The 24,862-nt window shown below is 45.7% G+C and carries 27 protein-coding genes; 14 read left to right on the top strand and 13 right to left on the bottom strand.

Translation table 11 applies throughout. From position 1 onward, the window contains the following. The first annotated feature begins 174 nt into the window (after positions 1–174). On the top strand, positions 175–978 hold the full coding sequence (locus DB398_RS05820; RefSeq protein ID WP_108423460.1) for a glycosyltransferase family 2 protein: 804 nt from the start codon (positions 175–177) through the stop codon (positions 976–978). Here DB398_RS05820 and DB398_RS05815 read toward each other — a convergent pair. After that, positions 960–1,793 carry a glycosyltransferase family 2 protein gene (locus tag DB398_RS05815; RefSeq protein WP_108423459.1) on the bottom strand — a complete coding sequence of 278 codons (834 nt, stop codon included), beginning with the start codon at positions 1,791–1,793 and terminating at the stop codon, positions 960–962. The two genes, DB398_RS05820 and DB398_RS05815, sit on opposite strands and share 19 nt — an antisense overlap. A 76-nt stretch (positions 1,794–1,869) precedes the next feature. Between DB398_RS05815 and DB398_RS05810 the strand changes: the two genes are divergently transcribed. From DB398_RS05810 to DB398_RS05785, 6 genes are all read left to right on the top strand, one after another. Then, positions 1,870–2,940, top strand: coding sequence for a hypothetical protein (locus DB398_RS05810; protein ID WP_108423458.1), 1,071 nt, complete (start codon positions 1,870–1,872; stop codon positions 2,938–2,940). Positions 2,941–2,951: 11 nt separating this feature from the next. Continuing rightward, positions 2,952–3,512 carry an L-threonylcarbamoyladenylate synthase gene (locus tag DB398_RS05805; protein ID WP_108423457.1) on the top strand — a complete coding sequence of 187 codons (561 nt, stop codon included), beginning with the start codon at positions 2,952–2,954 and terminating at the stop codon, positions 3,510–3,512. A gap of 1 nt (position 3,513) precedes the next feature. Next, positions 3,514–4,944: a CCA tRNA nucleotidyltransferase gene (locus DB398_RS05800; RefSeq protein ID WP_108423456.1), complete on the top strand. Its 1,431-nt coding sequence runs from the start codon at positions 3,514–3,516 to the stop codon at positions 4,942–4,944. Continuing rightward, on the top strand, positions 4,941–5,954 hold the full coding sequence (locus DB398_RS05795) for a COX15/CtaA family protein (protein WP_108423455.1): 1,014 nt from the start codon (positions 4,941–4,943) through the stop codon (positions 5,952–5,954). Before DB398_RS05800 ends, DB398_RS05795 begins: the two co-directional genes overlap by 4 nt. A 42-nt stretch (positions 5,955–5,996) precedes the next feature. Then, positions 5,997–6,509 carry an IS1096 element passenger TnpR family protein gene (locus DB398_RS05790; protein ID WP_108423454.1) on the top strand — a complete coding sequence of 171 codons (513 nt, stop codon included), beginning with the start codon at positions 5,997–5,999 and terminating at the stop codon, positions 6,507–6,509. An 87-nt stretch (positions 6,510–6,596) separates the two neighbouring features. After that, a complete protein-coding gene (locus DB398_RS05785) occupies positions 6,597–7,655 on the top strand; it encodes a nucleoid-associated protein (protein WP_108423453.1) in 1,059 nt (352 codons plus the stop codon). On the opposite strand, the gene DB398_RS05780 is transcribed toward DB398_RS05785, so the two are convergent. Beyond that, positions 7,652–8,728, bottom strand: a complete 1,077-nt coding sequence (locus DB398_RS05780) for a hypothetical protein (protein ID WP_108423452.1) — start codon at positions 8,726–8,728, stop codon at positions 7,652–7,654. The two genes, DB398_RS05785 and DB398_RS05780, sit on opposite strands and share 4 nt — an antisense overlap. Positions 8,729–9,120: 392 nt before the next feature. Here DB398_RS05780 and DB398_RS05775 point away from each other — a divergent pair, with 392 nt between their 5' ends. From DB398_RS05775 to uvrB, 3 genes are all read left to right on the top strand, one after another. Next, positions 9,121–10,017 carry an ABC transporter ATP-binding protein gene (locus DB398_RS05775; protein ID WP_108423451.1) on the top strand — a complete coding sequence of 299 codons (897 nt, stop codon included), beginning with the start codon at positions 9,121–9,123 and terminating at the stop codon, positions 10,015–10,017. Positions 10,018–10,028: 11 nt separating this feature from the next. Continuing rightward, positions 10,029–10,862 carry an ABC transporter permease gene (locus DB398_RS05770; RefSeq protein WP_108423450.1) on the top strand — a complete coding sequence of 278 codons (834 nt, stop codon included), beginning with the start codon at positions 10,029–10,031 and terminating at the stop codon, positions 10,860–10,862. Between the two features lie 98 nt (positions 10,863–10,960). Beyond that, positions 10,961–12,949 carry an excinuclease ABC subunit UvrB gene (gene uvrB, locus DB398_RS05765; protein ID WP_108423449.1) on the top strand — a complete coding sequence of 663 codons (1,989 nt, stop codon included), beginning with the start codon at positions 10,961–10,963 and terminating at the stop codon, positions 12,947–12,949. A 114-nt stretch (positions 12,950–13,063) separates the two neighbouring features. Here uvrB and DB398_RS05760 read toward each other — a convergent pair whose 3' ends face one another. The 5 genes from DB398_RS05760 to DB398_RS05740 form a co-directional block, all read right to left on the bottom strand. Continuing rightward, positions 13,064–13,489, bottom strand: a complete 426-nt coding sequence (locus DB398_RS05760) for an Hsp20/alpha crystallin family protein (protein WP_108423448.1) — start codon at positions 13,487–13,489, stop codon at positions 13,064–13,066. Positions 13,490–13,606: 117 nt separating this feature from the next. Continuing rightward, on the bottom strand, positions 13,607–14,008 hold the full coding sequence (locus DB398_RS05755) for a hypothetical protein (protein ID WP_108423587.1): 402 nt from the start codon (positions 14,006–14,008) through the stop codon (positions 13,607–13,609). A 118-nt stretch (positions 14,009–14,126) separates the two neighbouring features. Continuing rightward, entirely contained in the window at positions 14,127–14,462 is a 336-nt protein-coding gene (locus tag DB398_RS05750) for a hypothetical protein (protein WP_108423447.1), read from the bottom strand. Positions 14,463–14,814: 352 nt separating this feature from the next. Beyond that, positions 14,815–16,008 carry an ADP-forming succinate--CoA ligase subunit beta gene (sucC, locus tag DB398_RS05745; protein WP_108423446.1) on the bottom strand — a complete coding sequence of 398 codons (1,194 nt, stop codon included), beginning with the start codon at positions 16,006–16,008 and terminating at the stop codon, positions 14,815–14,817. Positions 16,009–16,126: 118 nt separating this feature from the next. After that, on the bottom strand, positions 16,127–16,765 hold the full coding sequence (locus tag DB398_RS05740) for an LON peptidase substrate-binding domain-containing protein (RefSeq protein WP_108423445.1): 639 nt from the start codon (positions 16,763–16,765) through the stop codon (positions 16,127–16,129). A 207-nt stretch (positions 16,766–16,972) separates the two neighbouring features. On the opposite strand from DB398_RS05740, the gene lysA reads away from it, so the two are divergent. The 3 genes from lysA (at position 16,973) to DB398_RS05725 (ending at position 19,211) form a co-directional block, all read left to right on the top strand. After that, positions 16,973–18,211, top strand: a complete 1,239-nt coding sequence (lysA, locus tag DB398_RS05735; protein ID WP_108423444.1) for a diaminopimelate decarboxylase — start codon at positions 16,973–16,975, stop codon at positions 18,209–18,211. Between the two features lie 37 nt (positions 18,212–18,248). Further along, on the top strand, positions 18,249–18,626 hold the full coding sequence (locus DB398_RS05730) for a DUF3995 domain-containing protein (protein ID WP_108423443.1): 378 nt from the start codon (positions 18,249–18,251) through the stop codon (positions 18,624–18,626). 69 nt (positions 18,627–18,695) lie between these two features. Then, on the top strand, positions 18,696–19,211 hold the full coding sequence (locus tag DB398_RS05725; RefSeq protein ID WP_108423442.1) for a thioredoxin family protein: 516 nt from the start codon (positions 18,696–18,698) through the stop codon (positions 19,209–19,211). A gap of 39 nt (positions 19,212–19,250) precedes the next feature. On the opposite strand, the gene guaB is transcribed toward DB398_RS05725, so the two are convergent. After that, the gene (gene guaB, locus DB398_RS05720) at positions 19,251–20,723 is read right to left on the bottom strand and encodes an IMP dehydrogenase (protein ID WP_108423441.1); all 1,473 of its coding nucleotides are present in this window, start codon (positions 20,721–20,723) and stop codon (positions 19,251–19,253) included. A gap of 159 nt (positions 20,724–20,882) precedes the next feature. Here guaB and DB398_RS05715 point away from each other — a divergent pair, with 159 nt between their 5' ends. Beyond that, positions 20,883–21,233 carry a DUF6686 family protein gene (locus tag DB398_RS05715; protein ID WP_108423440.1) on the top strand — a complete coding sequence of 117 codons (351 nt, stop codon included), beginning with the start codon at positions 20,883–20,885 and terminating at the stop codon, positions 21,231–21,233. 3 nt (positions 21,234–21,236) lie between these two features. Here DB398_RS05715 and DB398_RS05710 read toward each other — a convergent pair whose 3' ends face one another. From DB398_RS05710 to DB398_RS05690, 5 genes are all read right to left on the bottom strand, one after another. Further along, on the bottom strand, positions 21,237–21,734 hold the full coding sequence (locus DB398_RS05710) for a hypothetical protein (protein ID WP_108423439.1): 498 nt from the start codon (positions 21,732–21,734) through the stop codon (positions 21,237–21,239). 70 nt (positions 21,735–21,804) lie between these two features. After that, on the bottom strand, positions 21,805–22,668 hold the full coding sequence (locus DB398_RS05705) for a hydroxymethylglutaryl-CoA lyase (RefSeq protein ID WP_108423438.1): 864 nt from the start codon (positions 22,666–22,668) through the stop codon (positions 21,805–21,807). A 20-nt stretch (positions 22,669–22,688) separates the two neighbouring features. After that, entirely contained in the window at positions 22,689–23,345 is a 657-nt protein-coding gene (locus DB398_RS05700) for a LysE family translocator (RefSeq protein ID WP_108423437.1), read from the bottom strand. A 7-nt stretch (positions 23,346–23,352) separates the two neighbouring features. Beyond that, positions 23,353–24,393 carry a quinone-dependent dihydroorotate dehydrogenase gene (locus tag DB398_RS05695; RefSeq protein ID WP_108423436.1) on the bottom strand — a complete coding sequence of 347 codons (1,041 nt, stop codon included), beginning with the start codon at positions 24,391–24,393 and terminating at the stop codon, positions 23,353–23,355. Positions 24,394–24,448: 55 nt separating this feature from the next. Further along, positions 24,449–24,811, bottom strand: a complete 363-nt coding sequence (locus DB398_RS05690) for a hypothetical protein (protein ID WP_159076329.1) — start codon at positions 24,809–24,811, stop codon at positions 24,449–24,451. Positions 24,812–24,862: the final 51 nt, after the last annotated feature.

Below are 24,862 nucleotides of genomic sequence, written 5' to 3'. Positions count from 1 at the left end.
CCAATGGGAACCTATCTAAAGGAAAGAAACCGAATCGCCAAGAACCCACAAATTGGAACGCCAATGGTAGGGTATTGAGGCAGTCAGTTGTTGTAAGAAAAAGAAACGGGAAAACAATTTTCCACCTCTTTTTTTGTTATTAGATTTGTAAACCATTAACCCTGCACCCATCATATGGCTGGATTGAGCACCCCAAAGCAAAAATTGTCAGCACTCATCATTACTTACAACGAAATGGGCTACATTGAAAAATGTATAGATTCTATTTCCTTTGCCGATGAGATTCTTGTTGTGGATTCCTATAGCACGGATGGAACCTACGAATATTTGATGAACCACCCCAAAGTGACTGTCATCCAAAATCCGTTTGAAAATTTTACCGCCCAAAAATCGTTCACCCTCAAGCAAGCGACCCATGATTGGGTCCTATTCCTGGATGCGGACGAAGTGGTCACCGAAAAGCTCCAAAAAGAAATCATGGAGACCATAAACAAACCCAATGCCCAAGAGGCCTATTGGTTTTACCGCAAGTTTATGTTCCAAAATGAACCTCTACATTTCAGTGGCTGGCAAACCGATAAAAACCATAGACTTTTCCGAAAGAGCAAGGTGCAGTTCACGGATAAAAAGTTGGTGCACGAGACCCTTGAGGTAGAGGGAACTTCTGGCATCCTCAAACAACGACTGACCCACTACTGCTATAAAAACTACGAGGACTACAAAGGTAAGATGCTGAAGTACGGTCAATTGAAGGCCAAAGAGGATTTTTACAAGGAAAAACATTTCAATTACCTCTTGATGACGGTAAAACCATTGTGGAAGTTCTTTAACCACTACGTGATCAGATTGGGCTTTTTGGACGGCAAAAAGGGAATCACCATTTGCTACCTGAATGCCCTTGGCGTTCTTGAACGGTTCAGAGAGTTAAAAAGATTGGAAAAAAAGAACGAGCTGGCCTATTATTTGGTAATGCCGTAATGCGTCCAAACTGCTTTTTTTGACCTCGTTTCCTTTCGTATGGCTTGATTTTTGGCGATGGACTCCGGTGTCTTATATCCCCTTTTGTGATCTAGGTGCACACAGACCGCACTGTAGCGCAGTTGTTTTGACTTTATCCCAAAATTGAAGAGGCGTTCGCCCAATTCCCGATCCTGACCGCCATATTGCATGCGCTCGTCAAAACCATTCACATTGAGGATATCCTTTTTCCATCCCGATGAATTGTGGCCGTTCCAACTGGCATTGGTCGGAGTGAAGGTGTTCAACAACTTTGAAATGAAACCGCTCGCAGTGAGCTTGTTGTTCTTGAACGTTTTTGGAATGCCCTTATCCATCAACCAATGGATGTTGAAGCAATTTTGCTTTTCAATATCCTCCAAAGTGATCATTTTGGAAATGTTCATCGGCAGCATATAGTACCCGCCCGAAATAAAATACCCCGCCTCTTTGTTGATGTAATGCACCTCCACAAAATCCTCACGGGGAATACAGTCCCCATCCGTCATGATGATATATTCCGCATTGCAGGCCTCCACGGCCTTGTTCAATATCCTTGATTTTTGGAACCCATCATCCTCCTGCCACACATGCACAATGTTGTAGAACACCTTTTCGGAAAGTTCCTCCAGGAGTTCCTTGGTCTTAGGCCCCGAGCCATCGTCCGCAATCACCACTTCAAAGTCCTTGAAAATCTGACAATTGAATCCCCAAAGCACCTTTTTTAGCCATTCCTCGGCATTGTAGGTGCTCACTATTACGGATATTTTCGGTACTTCGCGTTCTTCGTGGCTCATTCAGGCAAAAATAGTAAAGTCTGTAATTTAAAAGATAACTTTGCAAAAAAGTACTGTCTTTTCAAAAAACCTGTTCATGGGAAAAGTAGCCCTTGTCGAGTTCAACTCCTATCATGACGAATGCCTGTACTCACAGATCAGGTTTTTGACGGATTCGGGACATTCGGTAACCCTTATTATCAGCGAACAAATCCATGAAAGGGCTTCCGAATATGTCCATCTTGCGGAAGAAGTGGTCATTTACCAACGTTCATCACAAAAAAATCTGTTCAACCGCATTGCCTTTATTTTTGGTCAGAGCAGGTTCCTGGGAAAGAAAAAAGTGGAAACGCTCATCTTCAACACAGCAAGTTCCCGACTGGAAGTCATCTTGCTGAGCCATATGTTGAAACGGAAAACAAAACTTTTCGGGATTCTCCACAACTTGAAAAAAGTAAACCACAGCTTTTCTCAAAAACTCATCAACAAGGCCATCAAGAAATTCTTCGTGCTGAATGATTTTTTGCTGGATTCCGTCAAGTTGGAGGACAGTTCCCTTCAATTGCAAGCTTTTTACCCCATTTTCTTCCCTTCATATGACAGTTCTGCTCCAGCAAAACCAGAAGGAGAGATCTGGATCAGTATTCCCGGGAAACTGGATTTTGGCCGAAGGGATTATTTTTTGGTGGTCGAAGCACTTCGAAAGGCTCTGACCAAATCAAACTTAAAGATACTGATATTGGGCAGCACCAATGCCAACGACCCAAAAAGCCAAGAATTTTTGGACCATATGAAAATCCTTGGTCTTCAAGATAATTTTATCACGTTTGACGCTTTTTTGGCTAACGACACATTCCACGATTACATCCAAAAATCGGACTATATATTGATTCCCTTGGATTCCGTTGGGGACAATTACGCCAAATACAAGATCATGGGGTGCTACAATCAGGCATTCGGGTACCAAATAAACCTGATTTCCCCCACCGGACTTGAACATATTCCAGATATGCGATCCCATTCCCTTTTTTACACAGGTGCCGATGGACTATCCGAAGTTTTTGAACGCATAAGCACTGGGAATATTGATAAAAAAGAATACGTTTCCAAAAAGTGGGATTTCGTGGAACAGAAAAACAGATATATCACCTTTTTGGAAAGCCATTAGAATTTTTATCCATGACCGAAGAAATCAACAACTGTATCAAAGTGCTCAAAGAAGGAGGCCTTATCCTCTACCCTACCGATACCGTGTGGGGCATTGGCTGTGATGCCTCCGACCCCGAAGCCGTAAAAAAAGTATATGCCCTCAAAAAAAGGGAGGACAGCAAGGCCCTAATCTGCCTTGTCGCCAACCAAGCGATGCTGGAACGCCATGTGAAACAGGTGCCCGAAGTGGCCTACGACATTATGGACCTGGCCACAAAACCTACCACCATCGTCTTTGACGAACCGAAGGGTGTGGCCCCAAATCTCGTTGCCGAAGACAACACATTGGCCATCCGGGTCGCATCGGACAAATTCTGCCAGTACCTCATCAACAAATTTGGAAAACCCATTGTTTCCACCTCGGCCAACATCTCCGGGGAACCCACCCCAAATCGTTTCAAGGATATAGCCCCGGAAATTTTAAAAGGAGTGGACTATGTGGTAAATTTGCCGGACGAAAACAAAAACCCTTCCCCTTCCTCCATCATTAAATTGAGCAATGACGGCCAGGTGAAGGTAATCCGGGAATAGCATGACGAAGGAATTCCATACAGAAGCCATACAACATCCCATTTTTGAGCTGATCGGTTCAACTGCCGATGAACTTGGAATCGACTCCTATGTGATCGGCGGCTATGTACGCGATTATTTTTTACAACGAAACACCCCGAAGGACATAGACATTGTGGCCATCGGGAGCGGGATTGAACTCGCCCAAAAAGTGGCTTCCAAACTCAAGGGAAAACCTGAGGTCTCCGTGTTCAAGAATTTTGGTACGGCCATGATCAAACATCAGGGCATGGAACTTGAGTTTGTGGGCGCGCGCAAAGAAAGTTACCAAAGGGACAGCCGAAAACCCATTGTGGAGGACGGCACCTTGGAAGATGACCAAAACCGAAGGGATTTTACCATCAACGCCATGGCCCTGTCGCTGAACAAGGACAGCTTTGGACGACTGTTGGATCCTTTTGATGGATTGTCCGACTTGGACAAAAAAACCATCAGGACCCCACTGGAGCCGGGCATTACCTATTCCGATGACCCACTGCGCATGATGCGCGCCATCCGTTTTGCCACCCAACTGGGATTTGCCATCGAGCTCCGGTCTCTTCAGGCCATCACGGAAAATAAGGAACGTATCAAAATCGTTTCCAAAGAACGTATTGTGGACGAACTGCACAAAATAATGATGGCCCGCAAGCCATCCGTTGGGTTCAAGTTGATGCTCCAAACAGAGCTTTTACCCTATATCCTACCCGAACTCATCGCCCTTCAGGGTATTGAGGAAGTCGAAGGACAACGCCATAAGGACAATTTTTGGCACACTTTGGAAGTGGTGGACAACATTGCCAAAACCACGGACAACCTTTGGTTGCGCTGGGCCGCCCTGCTCCACGATATTGGCAAGGCCCCTACCAAAAAGTTCCACAAAAAAATCGGTTGGACCTTCCACGGACATGAATTTGTGGGATCAAAGATGGTGTACAAACTCTTCAAGCGGCTGAAGATGCCCTTGAACGAGAAAATGAAATTTGTGCAACAAATGGTGTTGATGAGCTCGCGCCCCATCATCCTGGCCGAGGACCATGTCACCGATTCCGCGGTCCGCCGTTTGGTCTTTGATGCCGGGGACCATGTGGATGACCTGATGACCCTTTGCGAGGCGGACATCACCACCAAAAACCCCAAAAAACAGAAAAAGTACAAGAACAATTTCCAGATTGTACGTCAAAAAATAGTGGAGGTCGAGGAAAGGGACCATGTACGCAACTTTCAGCCGCCCGTTTCCGGTGAAGAGATCATGGCCACTTTCAACCTGAGTCCATCCAAGGAAATCGGCATCATAAAGGATGCCATAAAAGAGGCCATTCTGGAAGGGGAAATTCCCAACGAATATGAAGCCGCTTACCAATTTATGCTGGAAAAGGGCAAAGCAATGAACTTAAAAGTCCATACGGAATGAAAAAGAACAAAGCTGTAATCTATTGGCTATTGACGGGCTGTGCCCTCATTTTTGTAATGGTCCTCGTCGGTGGCATTACCCGGCTCACCCATTCCGGACTTTCCATTTCCGATTACAAATTGATCCATGGGACCTTGCCTCCGATGAACGAGCAGGCTTGGGAAGAAGCTTTTGAACTTTACAAGCAATATCCTGAATATCAAAAACTTAACTCCCATTTTGATTTGGAGGATTTTAAGGACATTTATTTTTGGGAGTGGTTGCACCGATTTATTGGGCGATTCATTGGAATCGTTTTTATCCTGCCCTTCCTGTATTTTTTGGTCACCAAAAAATTGGACAGGCCCACCATCAAAAAATGCCTTGTCCTGCTCTTTTTGGGAGGTTTCCAGGGTTTTTTGGGCTGGTATATGGTCAAAAGTGGCCTAGTGGACCGCCCAGATGTGTCCCATTTCCGGCTCGCCGCCCATTTGACCACGGCCTTTGTCACCTTTGCCTATAGCCTTTGGGTCGCTTTGGATTTGATATACCCCAACAAAAAAGAGGTCAATACAAAAATCAGGAACCTTGTCAGGGCCGGACTTGCCGTTCTCCTACTGCAAATCATCTGGGGTGCCTTTGTGGCCGGTCTGGATGCCGGTTTCATCCACAACCACTGGCCCATGATGAGCGAGGGAAAATTGATGCACGAAACCGTGTATATAGAGCACCAGCCCGTCATCAAAAACTTTTATGAAGGAAAGAGCGGGGTGCAGTTTGTGCACCGCTATCTGGCCTATATTGTCGTGGGCTTTATCCTTTGGATATGGTTCAGCACCCGTAAAGTGGAACGGACAGTGATACAGGAAAACGGCCTCAAAACCCTTTTGGGATTGGTATTCCTGCAATTTGTGCTGGGCGTGTTGACATTGATCTATGCCGTTCCCCTGTGGCTGGGCATTGCGCACCAAATAGGGGCGTTTTTCCTTTTGGCCGCCATGACCTTTACCTTGCATCGGTTCACCAAATAAGGGGTATTTATTGTAACTTTGTACATTCTATAATTTTTTTTGATGATTTATAAAATCAGGATAATACTTGATGCTGAGGAAGATATCTTTCGAGATATCGAAATTGACGAAAACGACACACTGGAAGAATTCCACAATGCCATAACCCAAGCCTTTGGATTTGGTGGAAGTGAAATGGCCTCGTTCTACACCTGCGATGAGGAGTGGAACCAAGATGAGGAAATCGCCCTCTTCGACATGAGCGATAACGGTTCTGATGTTCGATTGATGAACGAGACCACGCTGGAAGATGTGCTCTCCGAGCAAACCCCAAAAATGATCTACGTGTATGATTTCTTCAGCATGTGGACCTTTTTTGTGGAGCTGGCCGATGTCGTAGAAAATGAAGACGGAAGAGTTTATCCCAATCTTTTGTTCAGTTTTGGGGAACTGCCTGACTCCCCTCCGGAGAAAAAATTTGAAGCAGAGGAAGGTGATTTGGAGGACAGCTTTGGCGAGGACGATGATTTCCTCGACAGCTATGACGACATGGATTTTGACGAAAACTGGAATTGACATACCCAACCCTTAAACCTTAACCCTTAAACCTTAACCCTTAACCCTTAACCCTTAACCCTTAACCCTTAACCCTTAACCAAAAATATGCTAAACCTATATCCCGCCCAGATTGAAAGCATCTCGCTCCACCGCGTGGGCAACAAGAGCAAAAACGAAGCTGCTTTTATGTCCGCCGAGCCTTTCTCTCTCAACGATGAGATGTCCGGTTTGCTGAAGGAGTATTTCTTTAGGCCATTTAGGGAAAAGGAAGAGAACTATTTTAGGTTTGCCCATGATGTGGACCTGGAGTTCAATGAGGTGTTCAAATCCGTTACGGAACTGTTTGAAAACCCATCGAACGGACACCAAGTTTCCAAAAAAATAACCCAGCACCTTTTTGACCAATCCAACCACCCACACATCAAAAGTGGGGAGGTATATGTCGTCCACTTTTCGGACATGGTCATCGACAACAAAAAAACGGATGCCGTGGGCATTTTCAAAAGTGAGTTGAAACACGATTTTCTCCAGTTTCAGGAAAAGGAGCAAAACTTGGAAATCCTTATCAAACAGGGTATCAACATCAATAAATTGGACAAGGGCTGTATCGTTTTCAATGTGGACAAGGAAGAAGGGTACAAAGTCCTATCCGTGGACAGCAACCGCTACGATGCCAAATACTGGCTGGAGAACTTTTTGGGACTGGAACCGCTGACCGATGAGAATTTCTACACCAAAAACTACCTTAAATTCTGCCAGAACTTCGCCAAGGATGTGGTCCTTCCTGCGGAGGACAAACAACAGGAGGTTCTTTTCATGAACCGGGCGGTGAACCACTTTGCCAAAAACGATGCCTTTGAAGAAACCGCTTTTTTGAACGAAGTGATGGAAAACCCGGAACTGATTCCTGAGTTCAAGCACTACAAAGTGGAAAAAGGGCCTAAATACAGCATTGAGGACGTCTCCAATTTTGACATTGCCAACAAGGCCGTCTCCGATGCCCGAAAAAAGATAAAGAATGTCATCAACCTCGACACCAATATCCAGATAAAACTGGATTTCATCAACCCTGAATCCGCTGAAAAATTTGTGGAAAAGGGCTGGGACGAGGAGCGACAGATGTACTACTATCTGGTCTATTTCAACAAGGAGCAGAAGAGCTAGAACTTCTTCTCGATGATCTGCTTCATGCTGACATCCTCATAATTGCGCCTTACAAAATCGAGGGCAAGGGACAGTACCTCGCCCATAGTAGTGCTCTTTTTGAAATCGATGTCCCTGGTGAGGTCATAGATTTCGAGCTTTAGGCGATCGATGTTTTCCGGCAATGATATGGTATCTGGTTTTACGGCACCTATCAAGCGTTTGATGCGATTGCCCGAACTGAGAATCCGCTTGGCCACGATGGACCGCTCTTCTATTTTGTACTGATCCACAGAGTTTTTCTGCAATTTGTCGCGCACCAGCTCCACCATTTTATAGTTTTCCTTAAAAAACTGGGGCCGATATACCTTCAGTTTCCCTTCGAAACATTGTTGGTCAAAATCGATGGCCCTGATCTTATACACCACATGGTCAAAATCGTGCACGGGAACAATCACATAATTGTAGGACCGCATATCGCCCAGCAGGCGTATCATGCAGCGTTCGTTGAACTTCACAAACTCCTTGGCCAATTGGGCCTTTTCGGACTCCGAACATTTGGGCAGCATGTCCTTGATGAACACATCGCCCGGAATGCCTGCAATGTGCTCCTCGATCAAAGTGTCCTTGTACACCAAAAAGTTAAGGTTGTAGGGCGAAAGCATGTGTTCCAGTTCCAATCCATAAATCCGTGAAGCATCGGTCTTCTTCACATAAAAATAGGTGTAGTTGTCATTGAGAATGTTCCTCACCTTGATACGGAACGGCTTGGAATTTCCAAAGGTGCAGAAATCAACGGCATCCACATTCAAATATTCCTGGATGCGGTCACTACCATCCGAATGCAAAATGGAATAGACCTTTTTGAGGCTGATGTCGATTTCCTTTCGGTCAAAATCCGAATAATAGACCCGTACCCAAAGGGTATCCTCCCCATCGGAATCGTACACGACCACCGAACCGGAAAAACGCAATAGGTCCTCATAGAAAATAGGGATCTCTATTTTTCGGTTGTACCTGAACAGATAACTATCCAGTTTCTTATTGACCGGATAGGCCGGTTTTTTCTTCGACATCAATTTCTCCTCGGACATATTTCTTTATGGTTCTAGCTATTGGACATAGGACAATGGGAACTGATCCCATTCAAACTTCTGACCTGGTTATTGGGTTATTCGGTTATTGCCCGTCTTCATTTCGACTTGCTTCGACTACGCTCAGCAACCAACGCTCAGGGTGGCAACTCCGGATGATAACTCAGTGATTCGTGTTTCAAGTTCAAAAGCATGGAGCCGAAAACCTGAAACCAAAAACTTGGAACCACTCCCGACGTTTCGACTACGCTCAACGTGACACTTCCGACATCCGACATCCGACATCTAAACTTCCCTTATTTGTCCTATATGGTCAAAAATTTTGTTTTATTGTAACAAATTCCATTAAACCTCGTCAAGTTACTATAAACAATTCAAAAAACGATTCCGTCTTGGAAACAATACTGACCGTAAACCATCTCACAAAAAAATTTGGGTACCTCACAGCTGTCAAAGACCTGTCCTTTACCATTGAAAAGGGCAACGTGTATGGCATTCTAGGTCCCAACGGAAGTGGAAAATCCACCACTTTGGGCATCATCCTCAACGTAGTGAACCGGACCTCGGGCGATTTCAGTTGGTTCGATGGCAACACCTCGACCCATGAGGCCTTGAAAAAGGTAGGGGCCATCATCGAAAGGCCCAACTTCTACCCTTACATGACCGCCATACAAAACCTGAAACTGGTCTGTAAGATCAAGGAAGTGCCAGAGACCAAAATTCAGGAGAAATTGGAACTGGTCGGACTTTGGGACCGCAGGAACAGCAAGTTCAAAACCTACTCCCTGGGTATGAAACAGCGTTTGGCCATTGCCTCTGCCCTGCTCAACGACCCGGAAATATTGATTCTTGACGAGCCCACAAACGGCCTGGACCCCCAAGGGATCCACCAGATACGGGAAATCATCAAGACCATTGCAGGCCAGGGAACGACCATTTTGTTGGCCTCCCACTTGCTGGACGAGGTGGAAAAGGTATGTTCGCACGTGGTCATTCTCCGAAAAGGGGAAAACCTGTACTCCGGTCCAGTGGACAGTATGTTGGCCAGCCATGGTTTTTTTGAGCTGCGCTGCCAAGATATGGAGCAGTTGAAATCCCTATTGGAGAAAAATGCCAGTTTTGGGAAGATCGAGAACTTCAACGGGACACTGACCGCTTACCTCAAGGAAGAAATGGATGCCGTGACACTCAACAAGATGCTTTTTGAAAAAGGCATTGTGCTCTCCCATCTGGTGAAACGCAAAGAGAGCCTGGAAGAACAATTTTTAACCTTGACCAAGAACAACTAATCAAAAAACGAATGTTACGTCTCCTACACATAGAATTCATCAAACTTTGGAACAACAGGGCGAGCAAGGTACTGATCATTGCCTATTTTGTACTCCTGACCTCGATCGCACTCATCGCGGCCATCAAGTTTGATATAGGACCGGTCCAGTTCCATTTGGCAGACCAAGGAATCTTCAACTTCCCCTATATCTGGCACTTCAACACTTTTGTGACAGCCCTTTTCAAGCTGTTTTTGGCCATTGTCATTGTTTCCATGATGTCCAACGAGTACAGCAACAAAACCATCAAACAGAATCTCATAGATGGCCTCTCCAAGAAAGAGTTCATCCTTTCAAAAGTCCTCACCGTGGTATCCTTTGCTTTGATATCGACCGTGTTCGTATTTGTAGTTTCCATGATTTTGGGGCTTGCCTATTCGGACTACAATGAGCTATCCATCATTTTTTCCGATTTGGAATTTTTACCCGCTTTCTTCTTTAAGTTGGTCGGGTTCTTCTCCTTCTGTCTCTTTTTGGGAATATTGGTGAAACGCTCCGCTTTTGCCTTGGGGTTCCTCATCCTTTGGACCATTTTGGAACAGGTGGTGTTTGGGCTCTTGGGATGGAAAGTCATGAGTTGGGATGCTGCACGAACGGTAAAGGACTTTTTTCCGTTACAGTCCATGTCCAACCTGATCAAAGAGCCATTTACCAGACTTTCTGCCGTACAGAACATCGGGCAACAAATTGGTGAGGACATGAAGTTCGATTATCATGTGTATTGGTACGAATTCCTGATTGTCTTTATTTGGACAGCCATTTTCATCTATTTATCCTATGCTTTGTTGAAAAAAAGGGACCTTTAAAAACCAGTCACCCCGAAAGACGAAACATTTATACCTGACCAAAGGATAATCTTGCTTTTTTGCTTCCGTTTGGGCACATCCTTCACTATTTTTATCGAATGAAATTTCAGGTAGTTTCGGGATTCAAACCCACAGGTGACCAGCCAAATGCCATCAAGCAATTGGTGGAGGGCATTGAGGGAAATGAACGGCATCAGACCCTGCTCGGGGTAACAGGTTCGGGCAAAACATTCACTGTGGCCAATGTGGTGGAGGCCGTGCAGCGACCCACTTTGGTATTGGCCCATAACAAGACATTGGCGGCCCAGTTGTATTCGGAGTTCAAGCAGTTTTTTCCGAACAATGCCGTGGAATACTTTGTTTCCTACTACGACTACTATCAGCCAGAGGCCTATATACCTTCCAGCGGACTCTATATCGAAAAGGACCTTTCCATCAATGAGGACATCGAAAAACTGCGGTTGAGTGCCACTTCTTCCCTACTTTCAGGAAGAAGGGACGTGTTGGTGGTCGCATCGGTATCCTGTCTGTATGGTATCGGGAATCCCATTGAGTTCCAGAAAAACGTGATCTCCATCCACAGGGAACAAGTGATTTCCCGCACCAAATTTTTGAAACAATTGGTGCAAAGCCTGTATTCCCGAACCACGGCTGATTTCAGGAACGGCAATTTCCGGGTGAAGGGCGATGTGGTGGATGTATTCCCCGGCTATGCCGACCATGCCTTTCGCATCCATTTTTTCGGGGATGAGATCGAAGAGATTGAGGCCTTGGATCCTTTCAACAACAAGGTCATCGAAATCTATGACTCCCTGAACATTTATCCGGCCAATATGTTCGTTACCTCTCCCGATGTGCTGCAAAATGCCATTCGGGAAATTCAGGACGATCTGGTGAAACAGGTGGACTATTTCAAAGAAATAGGCAGACCACTGGAAGCCAAACGTTTGGAAGAACGCACCAATTTTGACCTAGAGATGATCCGCGAACTGGGCTATTGCTCGGGTATTGAAAATTACTCCCGCTATCTGGACGGCAGAAAACCAGGTACACGACCTTTCTGTTTGTTGGATTATTTTCCAGATGATTATCTGATGGTGATCGATGAAAGCCACGTGACCATTCCCCAGGTACATGCCATGTACGGCGGCGACCGATCGCGTAAGGAAAACTTGGTGGAATATGGATTTCGATTGCCCGCAGCCATGGACAACCGCCCGTTGAAGTTCGAGGAGTTTGAAGCCCTACAGAACCAAGCCCTCTATGTGAGTGCCACCCCGGCCGATTATGAGTTGGAACTAAGTGGAGGGGTCTATGTAGAGCAAGTGATACGACCAACGGGGCTCTTGGACCCCGTCATCGAGGTAAGGCCCAGTGCCAACCAAATCGATGATCTGGTGGAAGAGATACAGCAACGGGTAGAATTGGATGAACGAACCTTGGTGACCACACTGACCAAACGTATGGCTGAGGAACTCACCAAATACCTATCCAGAATCGATGTGCGCTGTCGATACATCCATAGTGATGTGGATACCTTGGAACGCGTGGAAATCATGCAGGACCTTCGGAAAGGACTGTTCGATGTACTTATCGGTGTCAACCTGCTCCGGGAGGGATTGGACCTGCCCGAAGTTTCCTTAGTGGCCATATTGGATGCGGATAAAGAAGGTTTTTTGCGAAGCAACCGTTCACTGACACAGACAGTTGGTCGTGCAGCCCGTAACCTTAACGGGAAGGCCATTATGTATGCCGATAAGATTACAGAGAGCATGCAGAAGACCATCGACGAGACCAATTACCGTAGGGAAAAGCAGATGTCCTATAACAAGGAGCACAACATCACCCCCAAGGCGCTCAACAAAAATCTGGACAATGCCTTGGTCAAAAATTCCGTTTCCACCTATCATTTTCAAAAAGAAGAACTGCGTGCCGCAGAACCTGATCTGGACTACCTGACCGAGGACCAAAAGGAAAAGTTGATCCGGGAAAAGCGAAAGGCCATGGAGAAAGCGGCCAAAGAACTCAATTTTATGGAAGCGGCCAAATTAAGGGACGAAATAAAGGTGTTGCAGGAGAAGGAATAAAATAAGCGCGCCCCAAGCTATGCAAGGGGCGCGCCAACAAACTAACCAACTAATCCAACCCTGCCTGACCGGCAGGCAGGCATCATGAAACACCGAGTTGGTGCATTCAATATCTTATCCAATCGAAATCAATCGCTTGGGCTTGGGTAAAGCCTCTTGTCTCTTGGGCAAGGTCAGCTTCAATATTCCGTCCTCGTACTTGGCATCTATCTTGGAACCATCCACGGTCTCTGGCAAGGTAAAGGCCCTTTTGAAAGAGGTGAAGGAAAATTCCCTTCGTGTGTAATTGTCCTTTTTCTCCTCATTTTCCGTTTTGATCTCGCTTGAAATGGTCAACACATCATTGTCCACCTCCACGGTGAAATCATCTTTTTTCATGCCGGGAACGGCAAGTTCCAATTCAAACTCCCCTTCATTGTCCTTTATATTGACCTTTGGAGTGGGAGCATTCCACTTTTCTGTGCCACCAAACCAGTCTGGGGCAAAATAATCGTTCATCAAAGCAGGGAAAAACAGGTTGTTTCTTTTTACTATACTCATGGTGATTCAAATTTTATATTAAACTTCTAAACCATGTAGCTATAGACAAAAGCTGTACCATCGCCAAAAACATGACGTTATGGCATTTATTGGGAAAAATAAGATGACAAAGTGTCTTTAATTGTAATGCGCCTTGAAGATATTGATCAGCACATCCGGCGGGACCACCTTATTGGGATAGCGGTGCATGATCTCCAGTACCTGGGCCATGGCCGCGGGCGGCAAACCCATTTTGAGGCCAATATTGTACAACGTATCCACTTCCTTCTTATGCTGCTCTTGGTCTATGTTCATTAGAAGCAACAACCTATGGAACTGCACAATGCGCTCCGCTTGGGTTTTGAGCGTGATCTTGGGTGATTTTTTCTTCAGGAGTCCATCAAAGGTTTCCTTGTCCACCCCTAAATTTGAGGCCACTTTCAACAAAAACTCATATTCGGACCGTTTCAATGAATGGTCCACTCTCGCAAAGGAGATCAGTTCCGAAAGAATGCCCAATTTTTCTTCGTAAGTACCCATATGGTTCAGGTTTGGCCGTGCACTTATATAGATAACTCCAATATTGTTCATTTTAGTGCATAAAAAAGCCCTGAAAATTTCAGGGCCTTACTGACCAACTCAAACTAAACTCAGCAAACTAGGCTGTAATCCGCACAGGGATTTTGTAAATCTTTCCTGGACCACCCTGTTTAAAATCCACTTTCTGGTAGTTCAATCTGCTTTTTACATAGTTATCCAAAAAGTCGTTTTGCGTTTCCACAGAAAGTACGACCAACTCTCCTTTATTATTGATGGTGAAGCGGACCTCAGCGGTCAAATCGTCGGATTTCAACTCAAAAGGATATTGCTTCAACATCTCATAAATTTGGGAAGAAAGGTCCTTTTCCACCTTGATGTTGTTTCCCTTGTTCGCAAAAGCGCCCATTGTGGCCAACAATGCGAGCACAACATAAACTACTTTGATTTTTTTCATGGTCTTGTTTTTTGATTAAATGATGAATGATTTTTTGATTTCAGAATGAACGTTTCTTTTGTAAAGACAGGCCAAAATTACTACGAAGACATCCAAAAAAACGAACAAGGAAACTGCATTTAACCGAGGTTTAATTTCTGTAACATTGCGCTAATATTGGGCTTATTGCAGTTCTCAGAAGCTGTCCTGAAATCTTTTCATCCCATTCCAAAAAAGACAAGAAAAAGGCCAAAGGAAACACTTCAACCCTTAGAAAGAAAATGGCATTTTGGGGATACGATCGAGAAAAATAAAAAAGGGCAACGTTAAAACAACGTTACCCTGATTTTGTACAGTTATTGTAATCGGAAAATTATCCCAATACTTCTTTTACCTTATCGGCAGCTTCTTGGAACTGCACCGCGGAATGTACCGCCAATCCTGAGTTATCAATGATTTCCTTCGCCAACTCAGCGTTGGTACCTTGCAAACGCACAATAATCGGCACCTGAATGGCATCTCCCATGTTCTTGTAAGCATCCACCACACCTTGCGCCACTCGGTCACAACGTACGATTCCACCAAAGATGTTGATCAATATGGCCTTTACATTGGGATCTTTCAAAATGATACGGAACGCTTCTTCCACCCTTTTGGCATCCGCAGTACCTCCAACGTCCAAAAAGTTGGCTGGTTCACCACCTGCCATTTTGATCAAGTCCATTGTGGCCATGGCCAATCCGGCCCCGTTCACCATACAGCCCACGTTACCGTCCAAATCCACATAGTTGAGGCCTACTTCACGGGCTTCCACCTCAATGGGGTTTTCTTCGCGAAGGTCGCGCATCTCTGCATATACTTTTCTTCTGTAAAGGGCATTGTCGTCAATGGAAACCTTGGCATCCACCGCCATGATCTTGTCATCCGAGGTCTTCAACACAGGGTTGATCTCAAAAAGACTGGCATCACTCTGCTCGTATGCTTTATATAGCGCAGTGACAAATTTCACCATCTCCTTGAAAGCCGTTCCGGACAATCCCAAGTTGAAGGCAATTCGCCTTGCTTGAAAGGGCAACAATCCCAATCCCGGGTCAATTTCTTCGGTAAAGATCAAGTGAGGGGTCTTTTCGGCCACCTCTTCGATGTCCATACCCCCTTCAGTGGAGTACATCACCATGTTCCTTCCCGTGCCCCTGTTCAACAAAACGGACATGTAGAACTCGTTGGTCTCGCTGTCACCTGGATAGTATACGTCCTCGGCAATCAATACCTGGTGTACTTTTTTTCCTTCGGCAGATGTCTGTGGTGTGATCAGGTTCATCCCAATGATGCTTCCTGCCAATTCTTCCACTTCCTTCAGGTTTTTGGCCAATTTTACACCGCCACCCTTGCCACGGCCACCAGCATGCACCTGTGCTTTTATAACGTGCCATCCGGTACCGGTTTCTTGGGTAAGTTGTTTTGCGGCATCCACCGCTTCCTTGGCATTTCGGGCCACTATGCCCCTTTGAATTCTAACGCCAAAGCTGGCCAAAATCTCTTTTCCTTGATATTCGTGAAGGTTCATCTGCGATTTAACTTTTGTTTGCCTACAAAAATAGAAAACAGCATCGACAAATAGAAGGGCAAAAAAGAATAATTGCCCATATCCGTCCTTAAAAAGGACGTTTTGTTCAGCAGGGAATCTAAATCTTGAAATCTGGGAAGTCCAACGGATCAAAATTCTTGAAATGTCCGTTCATTTCGATGGTGGCCTTGGTGCGGTTCACCTCGCTCAAAACATGGGCCGTGGTCTCCAAATGGGCCTTGATGTAGAGCAACCTATTCTTTTCGCTGGTCATTTGCAGCAATTCAAATTCCTGTTCAAAGGAAAGCCCCATTTTATGGGCAAGGGCATAACTGTTGAACTGCTTGGGCGGTGTTTTGGTAAATGGCACATCCATCAGGTCGTACAAGGCCTCCACTTTCTGCATCACCTCTTCCCTGAGCCCATCATCCGCATCGTTCTCCATGTCCAAAAACTCCACTTCCCCACCGGCGTACAATTTGCCCTGCAACTGATTCTCGAAGGAGAGCACCTTGAACACCTGGCGGGCCACGCAGACCACGTCCATTTCTCCCGATCCGTAGGTATTGACCACCTCGACCAACTGCACTTCCGTACCATAGGTAATGGCATTGTTGATAAAAACAGGAATCCCAAAAGTCAAGGCCTCCTTCCTGCAATCATGGATCAGCTCCTTGTACCGTTCCTCAAAAATATGGAGCGGCACGGTCTCACCTGGAAAAAAAACGGACTGCAATGGAAAGAAAGGTAGCTTCATATAGGGAGTTTGCCTAAAAATACGATGTGCAGACCAAAGCAGCAAATCCATTGGAATCCCCCTACATCAGCTTGCGGGATTTCCACAGCCGGCTAAATTTCAAATGTGATATATAAAACATTTTGTTATAAAATCATCGGATTATACTTTTATTCTTGTAAAACCGAAAGACAAACTTTAGATTTGTCGGTTAAATATTGATACGGCATGAACCCTAAGGATCTATTGAAACTCACAGAGCAATTTGGTGCTCCCCTATATGTTTATGATGCGGACAAGATAGCTTCGCAATACCAAAGGCTCACCAAGGCTTTTGAAGGTGTTTCCAGCCTTAGGCTGAACTATGCCGCAAAGGCTCTTTCCAACATCAGTATCCTAAGGTTGATGAACCATTTGGGCAGTGGATTGGACACCGTGTCCATCCAAGAGGTGAAACTGGGCCTTATGGCAGGTTTCAAGCCAGAATCCATCATCTTTACGCCCAATGGTGTCTCTTTGGAAGAAATCGAAGCAGCTGCCACACTTGGCGTTCAAGTGAATATCGACAACCTTTCCATTTTGGAGCAATTTGGCGGCAAACACCCCGATATTCCCGTTTGTATCCGTATCAACCCACACGTGATGGCGGGTGGCAACTCAAAGATTTCTGTTGGCCATATCGATTCCAAGTTCGGGATCAGTATACACCAGATACCCCACTTGCTGCGCATCGTGGAACTCACCAAGATGAACATCAACGGAATCCACATGCACACAGGTAGCGATATCCTGGACATCGATGTGTTCCTATACGCCTCCGAAATACTCTTCGAAACGGCCAAAAACTTCAAAGACTTGGAATTCATCGACTTTGGAAGTGGCTTCAAGGTACCATACAAAGAAGGTGACATCCAGACCAATATTGAGGAACTCGGCAAAAAACTTTCTGCCAGGTTCAACGAATTCTGCACCGAATATGGTCGTGAGCTTACTTTGGCTTTTGAGCCCGGTAAATTCTTGGTCAGCGAGGCAGGTTATTTCTTGGCCAAGGTCAATGTGGTCAAACAGACCACGTCCACCGTTTTTGCCAGTGTGGATTCAGGGTTCAATCACTTGATCCGTCCCATGCTCTATGGATCTAGCCACGAGATTGTCAATATTTCCAACCCAAAGGGTAGGGAACGTTACTATTCCGTGGTGGGCTACATCTGTGAGACCGATACTTTCGGAAGCAACCGCAGGATCAATGAGATTTCCGAAGGGGATATCCTCTGTTTCAGAAATGCAGGCGCCTATTGCTTCACCATGGCAAGCAACTACAATTCCAGATACAGGCCCGCCGAAGTACTCTGGTACAAAGGAAAAGCGCATTTGATCAGGGAGCGGGAAACGTTTGATGACATCGTGCGAAACCAAGTGGATGTCAAAAGTCTGTTTGAAGCCCCAAAGAAAGAAGCTGTAAAGTAAAGTGGGGATTATTTCATTGTTGCTTTTTCTGGTATTCATGTTTTTGGGAGGACTCCATTTTTATTGGGTATTTTTTGGAATAAAAAACCCAACAGCTGTTCTGCCCACCGATGTATCAGGAAACCTATTGATGAAACCTGGAAAGGCCGGGACTGTTTTTGTTGGGGTGACCCTATTCCTTTTTGCAGTTATTTATCTCAACAAAATGGTGGCTTATTTAGCTCTAAATGGATCAACATATATTTCATTGGCCATCGGTTCCATTTTTCTACTTCGTACCATCGGCGATTTTAAATACCTTGGTTTTTTCAAAAAATTGAAAAGCACCAGATTTGCCAAAATGGATGGTAAATATTATTCTCCATTGGCTCTTGTGGTTTCCATTTTGATCTTTATACTGGAGTTCTGGGGCTAAATACTTTTCTGGCACAATTTTCGTTATTTTTGTACGGATGGGGCGACCTATGTCCCGAAAACAGATATTATGCGCGCTACTTTTACCCAAATCGGCTTGTTTTTTTTCCTATTGATGGGTTTTCAGGCACAGGCTCAAGACATCAAATGGATTTCTTGGGATGAGGCGGTGCAGCTGTCCCAGACGGATGCCAAACCCAAAAAGATATTCATCGATGTATATACCGATTGGTGCGGATGGTGCAAAAAAATGGACAAGGACACTTTTCAGCATCCTGAAGTCTCCAAATACATGCAGGACAACTTCTACATGGTAAAATTGGATGCAGAGGGTAAGGACCCTATCGAGTACCAAGGAAAAACCTTCAAGTTTGTTCCTTCGGGCCGAAAAGGCTACCATGAGTTGGCCGCAGCGCTGCTACAGGGCAAACTGAGCTATCCTACCGTGGTGTTCTTGGATGAACAACGAAATATGCTCTCCCCTGTTCCCGGGTACCAAAAAGTGGAGCCTTTCATGCAGATTGCCCGCTATTTTGGCGACAACATCTACAAGGACAAGGATTGGCAAACCTATGCCGGGAAATAAGGATATCCCCTTTCCCAGCATTTCACTTTACCCTATTATTTATCGACTGTAGTTCGGACTTTCCTTCGTGATGGTCACATCGTGAGGATGGCTTTCGTGGATACCGCTGGAGGTTATCTTCACAAAGCGGCCCGTTTCCTTTAACGTGGCAATATCCTTGGCACCACAATAGCCCATACCGGCACGTAAGCCACCTATAAATTGGTGCATACTTTCATACAGGTCACCTTTATAGGGCACACGGCCCACAATGCCTTCTGGCACAAGTTTCTTGATATCGTCCTCCACATCTTGGAAATAACGGTCCTTGCTGCCCTCTTTCATGGCCTCCACAGAACCCATTCCCCTGTAGGATTTGAACTTACGCCCTTCGTAGATGATGGTCTCCCCTGGGGATTCCTTGGTACCGGCCAACAACGAGCCTAGCATCACAGTGTCCGCACCGGCTGCAATCGCCTTGGGAATGTCACCCGTGTAGCGGATTCCCCCATCGGCAATCACAGGGACGCCACTGCCTTTTATGGCTGCGGCCACTTCCAATACAGCGGAAAATTGGGGAAAACCAACCCCGGCCACCACTCGGGTGGTACAGATGGAACCGGGTCCAATACCCACTTTTACTGCATCCGCACCAGCTTCCACCAAATATTTGGCGGCTTCTGCCGTGGCTATGTTGCCCACGACCACCTCTAGTTCGGGGTAGGATTTCTTGACTTCTTTCAAAATACCGACCACACCTTTGGTGTGCCCGTGTGCAGTATCGATGATGATGGCATCCACACCGGCCTGCACCAATGCGCCTGCCCTCTTCACGGCATCTGCGGTTACGCCAATGGCGGCAGCCACTCGCAAACGTCCATATTGGTCCTTGTTGGCGATCGGCTTTTGGGTGAGTTTGGTGATATCCCGAAAGGTAATCAATCCGATCAACTCATTGTTGTCGTTCACCACCGGAAGTTTTTCAATCTTATTTTCCTGTAAAATAACCTCGGCCTGTTCCAAGGAAGTTCCTTCGCCAACGGTCACCAAATTTTCAGAGGTCATCACTTCTGAAATAGGACGATCGTTATCTTTTTCAAAGCGGAGATCGCGATTGGTCACGATCCCGATCAGTTTTTTATCGGCATCCACAATGGGAATCCCCCCAATGCTGAATTCCTTCATGCTGGCCTTGGCATCACGCACCTTGGAATCCAAAGGAAGGGTCACGGGATCCATGATCATACCGCTTTCCGCCCTTTTTACTTTTCTCACCTTTAGCGCTTGTTGCTCAATGGTCATATTTTTATGAAGAACGCCGATACCACCTTCCCTGGCCATCGCAATGGCCATACGTGATTCGGTCACCGTGTCCATGGCCGCGGAAACAATGGGCACATTGATGGTGATGTTCCTGGTGAATTTTGATTGGATATTGACTTCTCTGGGAAGTACTTCGGAATAAGCGGGGACAAGAAGGACATCGTCATAAGTAAGTCCTTCGCCAACAATTTTGTTTAGGTGGGCTTCCATTGCAATTACGGATTAATTGCGTGCAAATATACCACTATTTTTATTGAATACACCCTCTTGCCGCCTCAGACATTTTTTTGGAACATAAATTCAATCAAATTATACTTATTTAGACTTAATATAAATAATTATTATCTTTACGATCCAAGAGAAGAATTTATGTGCAGATCCTTGAACACTTTGAGCCGTTCCAAAAATGGAATACTGACCTTTTGCAACCACAGCAAGCTGTTCCAATTGATTTTCAACAACCTCTGCTATGAGTTGTATGAGTGGGAACTTGAGGCCTTGAAGGAATACATTGGCCAATTGGACATTGCCTATTGGGAAAGCCATTTGAAAAATTGGGCCCATCAGCGCAAGATTCCCATTTCCGTGGGGAAAAAGCATTTCATCATTTTGGTGAACCGGGAAGAAGTCCATGAAATCATGAACCTACTTTCTTATGAAAAGACCAAAATTGAGCTATTGGATTATCAGGATATTGATTATCAATTTATAGAAAACTGACCCCTACTCCACCTTTGGTGGTTTTGCACATTGCCAAAGGACCAAACAGGCTGCTCCCGTGAAGCTTAAGGTCATCAATGTCCCGGAAAAAATCACCACATACTTGAACCAACTGATCCCTGTCCACATCAGGTAGATTCCCCCGAAGGTCAAAATGACCGAAAGAAAAGGCTCTATGGTCAACAAAAGTTTCCACTTTTTGGGTGCTTTGCAAATCCAGACCAACCCGCCCAACAAGAAAAAGATAAGTGACATGGAAAGGATATGGGTGTGCACAATGGTGAGCATTTCCCTGTCCCCTTTCTTGAACTTCATCTCGGTGGCCTCTTCATTATCCTCATTGCCCAAATAGTTTTCCTCTATCCCGGCCGGAGTGGTGGATTCCGTCTCTTTGATAAACAGTAAACCCGTAAAGAACCCAACGGAAAGTATCACCACAAAAGTGGCTATGAACAACCTGATTTCTTTGGGAAAAGTGGCCAGCAGACCATTGTATGTCATTGTGGTATGTATTAGCTGTCCAAATATATTGATTTAGACTGAATAAAAATACAAATAGTAGGTTGTATGATCAATGATACACCGAGAACAGCTCCGTAGCCTTGTTATAGGCTGCTTCAAAAACCATCCAGTTCACTCCGGTATCGGCCTTTTCTGAGGTAAAGTAGGACAACATTTTTTCGGTGGGCATGTTCCCCGTCAGCTCGTCCTTGGCCATGGGACAGCCCCCAAACCCCTGTACCGCACCATCAAAACGGCGGCACCCGGCTTTGTATGCCGCGTCCACCTTCTCATGCCATTGGGTAGGCGTGGTATGCAGATGCGCCCCAAATTCGATATCCGGATATTTGGGAATGAGATTGGAAAAGAGGTAATCGATCACATCGGGAGTAGAACTTCCAATGGTATCCGAGAGGGAAAGAATGCTGGTCCCCATGGCGGCCAACCGTTCGGTCCACTCCCCTACGATCTCCACATCCCAAGGGTCGCCATAGGGGTTCCCGAACCCCATGGAAATATAGGTGACCACTTTTTTATTGTGGGTATGGGCAAGGTCCAGGATTTCCTTCAAAGTCTCCACGGACTGTGCTATGGTCTTGTGCGTGTTCCGCATCTGAAAGTTTTCGGAAATGGAGAACGGAAAACCCAAATAATCAATCGGACCGTGCTGACAGGCATCCTCGGCTCCCCGAACATTGGCCACAATGGCCAAAAGCTTGCTTTTGGTCCGCGTCAGGTCCAACTGGGCCAATACCTCGGCCGTGTCCTGCATCTGCGGAATGGCCTTGGGCGACACAAAACTACCAAAATCGATGGTATCAAAACCGCAACCCAGCAAGGATTGGATATACTTCACCTTTTCCTTGGTGGGGATGAAGGTCTTTATACCCTGCATGGCGTCCCGCGGACATTCTATAAGTTTGATCTTTGACATAGGCTCCCGTAAAAATAGCACTATTTATCAGATAGCAGCAGGTAAACGGCTATGCCCACAAAAACGATGATCTGCACCCATTTGAGGTACAGTCCAATCTTGTTATGGCTCTTCAAATAATTGGAAATACTCCCTGCCAACAGGGCTATGGTCCCAAAAATGAGCAAGGCGGACAGCATGAACAGAAGACCCAACACATAGAACTGTAGCACAGGGTCCAATTCCGTACTGAACAGGAATCCGGGAAAGAAAGCCAAAAAGAAAATCGTGACTTTCGGGTTGAGCACATTCATCGTGAAACCCGTCCAAAACAGGTTTTTTGAGCTTCTGCCCGCTGCTTTTCCCTCCAAAAGGATGTTCCCATCACTTTTGTACACTTTATAGGCCAGATAGAAGAGGTAGAGTGCCCCAAACAGCTTTATGCCAAAGAAGAGGGCATCGCTCTGTTTAATGATCTCCGAAACCCCGAAGGCCAACAATGTGGTATGTACCAAACAGCCGCCCACCAAGCCAAAAACGGTGGCCAGACCAGCCTTTACCCCGTTCGATATACTTTGTGTGAGCACAAAAATATTGTCAGGCCCAGGGGAAATGGCCAATGCGGAGGCCGATAGCACAAACCCAATAAGAATGGGATAGTTTATGATCTCTCCACTAAATAGAAGTAAGCTGTGCATGATGGATTTAGGTCGTCCGCTCCAAAATGGCCTTGTTGATTTTCTTGACAAGACCCGGGCCTTCATAAATGAAACCGGTGTACAATTGTACCAGATCGGCCCCTGCATCCAATTTTTCCAAAGCATCTTCAGGAGAATGGATACCGCCCACCCCAATGATCGGGAAGGACTTGTTGCTCTTCTCGGACAAAAAGCGAATGACCTCGGTGCTCCTGTTTCGCAAAGGTTTACCGCTGAGTCCGCCCTGTTCTTCGGATAAGATCAGATGGGACTTCAATCCCTTTCTTTCGATGGTCGTGTTGGTTGCGATCACCCCATCGATTTGGGTAACCCTGACGATGTCTATGATGTCCAAAAGCTGGTCATCGGTAAGGTCCGGTGCAATCTTCAGCAAAATAGGTTTCTCCTTCTGCACCAGTTTTTTGGCCTGCTTGCTGTTCTGGCGTTTCAGCTTTTTCAAAAGGTCCGTCAGTGGTGCTTTGTCCTGGAGCTCACGTAGCCCGGGAGTATTGGGCGAACTCACATTCACCACAAAATAATCTACATGCTCAAAAAGTGCCTCGAAACAGATCAGGTAGTCCTTGATGGCATCTTCGTTGGGGGTTACCTTATTTTTACCAATGTTGCCACCTATGATGACGCGGTGTTTTTTCTTCAGTTGCTCTACAGCCTCAAAAACTCCTTTGTTGTTAAAGCCCATCCTGTTAATGATGGCCTTGTCCGCCAACAAACGAAACAAGCGTTTTTTGGGGTTCCCGTCCTGTGGCTTTGGGGTCACCGTCCCGATTTCCACAAATCCAAAACCAAAATCCGAAAATTCGTTGTACCGTTTGGCATCCTTATCAAAACCTGCCGCCAAACCTACTGGATTCTTGAACTTTACGCCAAACACCTCTCGCTCCAGCTTGGGGTCGTCCAGCACAAATGATTTTCGGAAGAACCGGTTGAGGCCCAGTTTTGAAAAAACCCCAATGGCCCCAAATGTGAAGTGGTGGGCCGTTTCTGCATCAAATAAAAAAAGTACCGGTCGGATGAGGATTTTGTACATTCAAAATTGGTTTGGACAAAAATAAAAACTCTTAAAAAAGTTTTCTGCTATTCGACTATTTTTCGTCAATCGACCTGTTTACATGGATAGGACGCAAGGCAAGCTCGTTGCAGAAGCCCAAGTAACGTTGGTATTGCTTGTCATTGAAAATGGTCAACAACCTTTTGTCCATCATCCGTATGTTCTGAAACATGCTATCCTGGATGTCCCTGTACTGTTTGGAGACTTCCAACAAGACCTCTGGGGTACTGTTCTCGTTCTTTTTCATCAAATATTCGGCCTTTTCCCTCAAAATATCGTTCCGCACTTTCAGTTCGGCCGCCCAACTTTTGAGCTTTTCCTGTTGTTCCTCATTCAATTGGAAAACCTGGACCATGGTATCCCCGTCGGGACCTCCCACACCCAAGATACATTCCATCTGGGCCGACGTATAAAGCCCGGAAATCATAAAAAGATATAAAACCACCGT

The sequence above is a fragment of the Flagellimonas amoyensis genome, assembly GCF_003058265.1.
Taxonomy (GTDB): Bacteria; Bacteroidota; Bacteroidia; order Flavobacteriales; family Flavobacteriaceae; genus Flagellimonas; species Flagellimonas amoyensis.
Note: the sequence above shows the minus strand (reverse complement) of the source record. Positions and strands in the feature narration are given on the sequence as shown.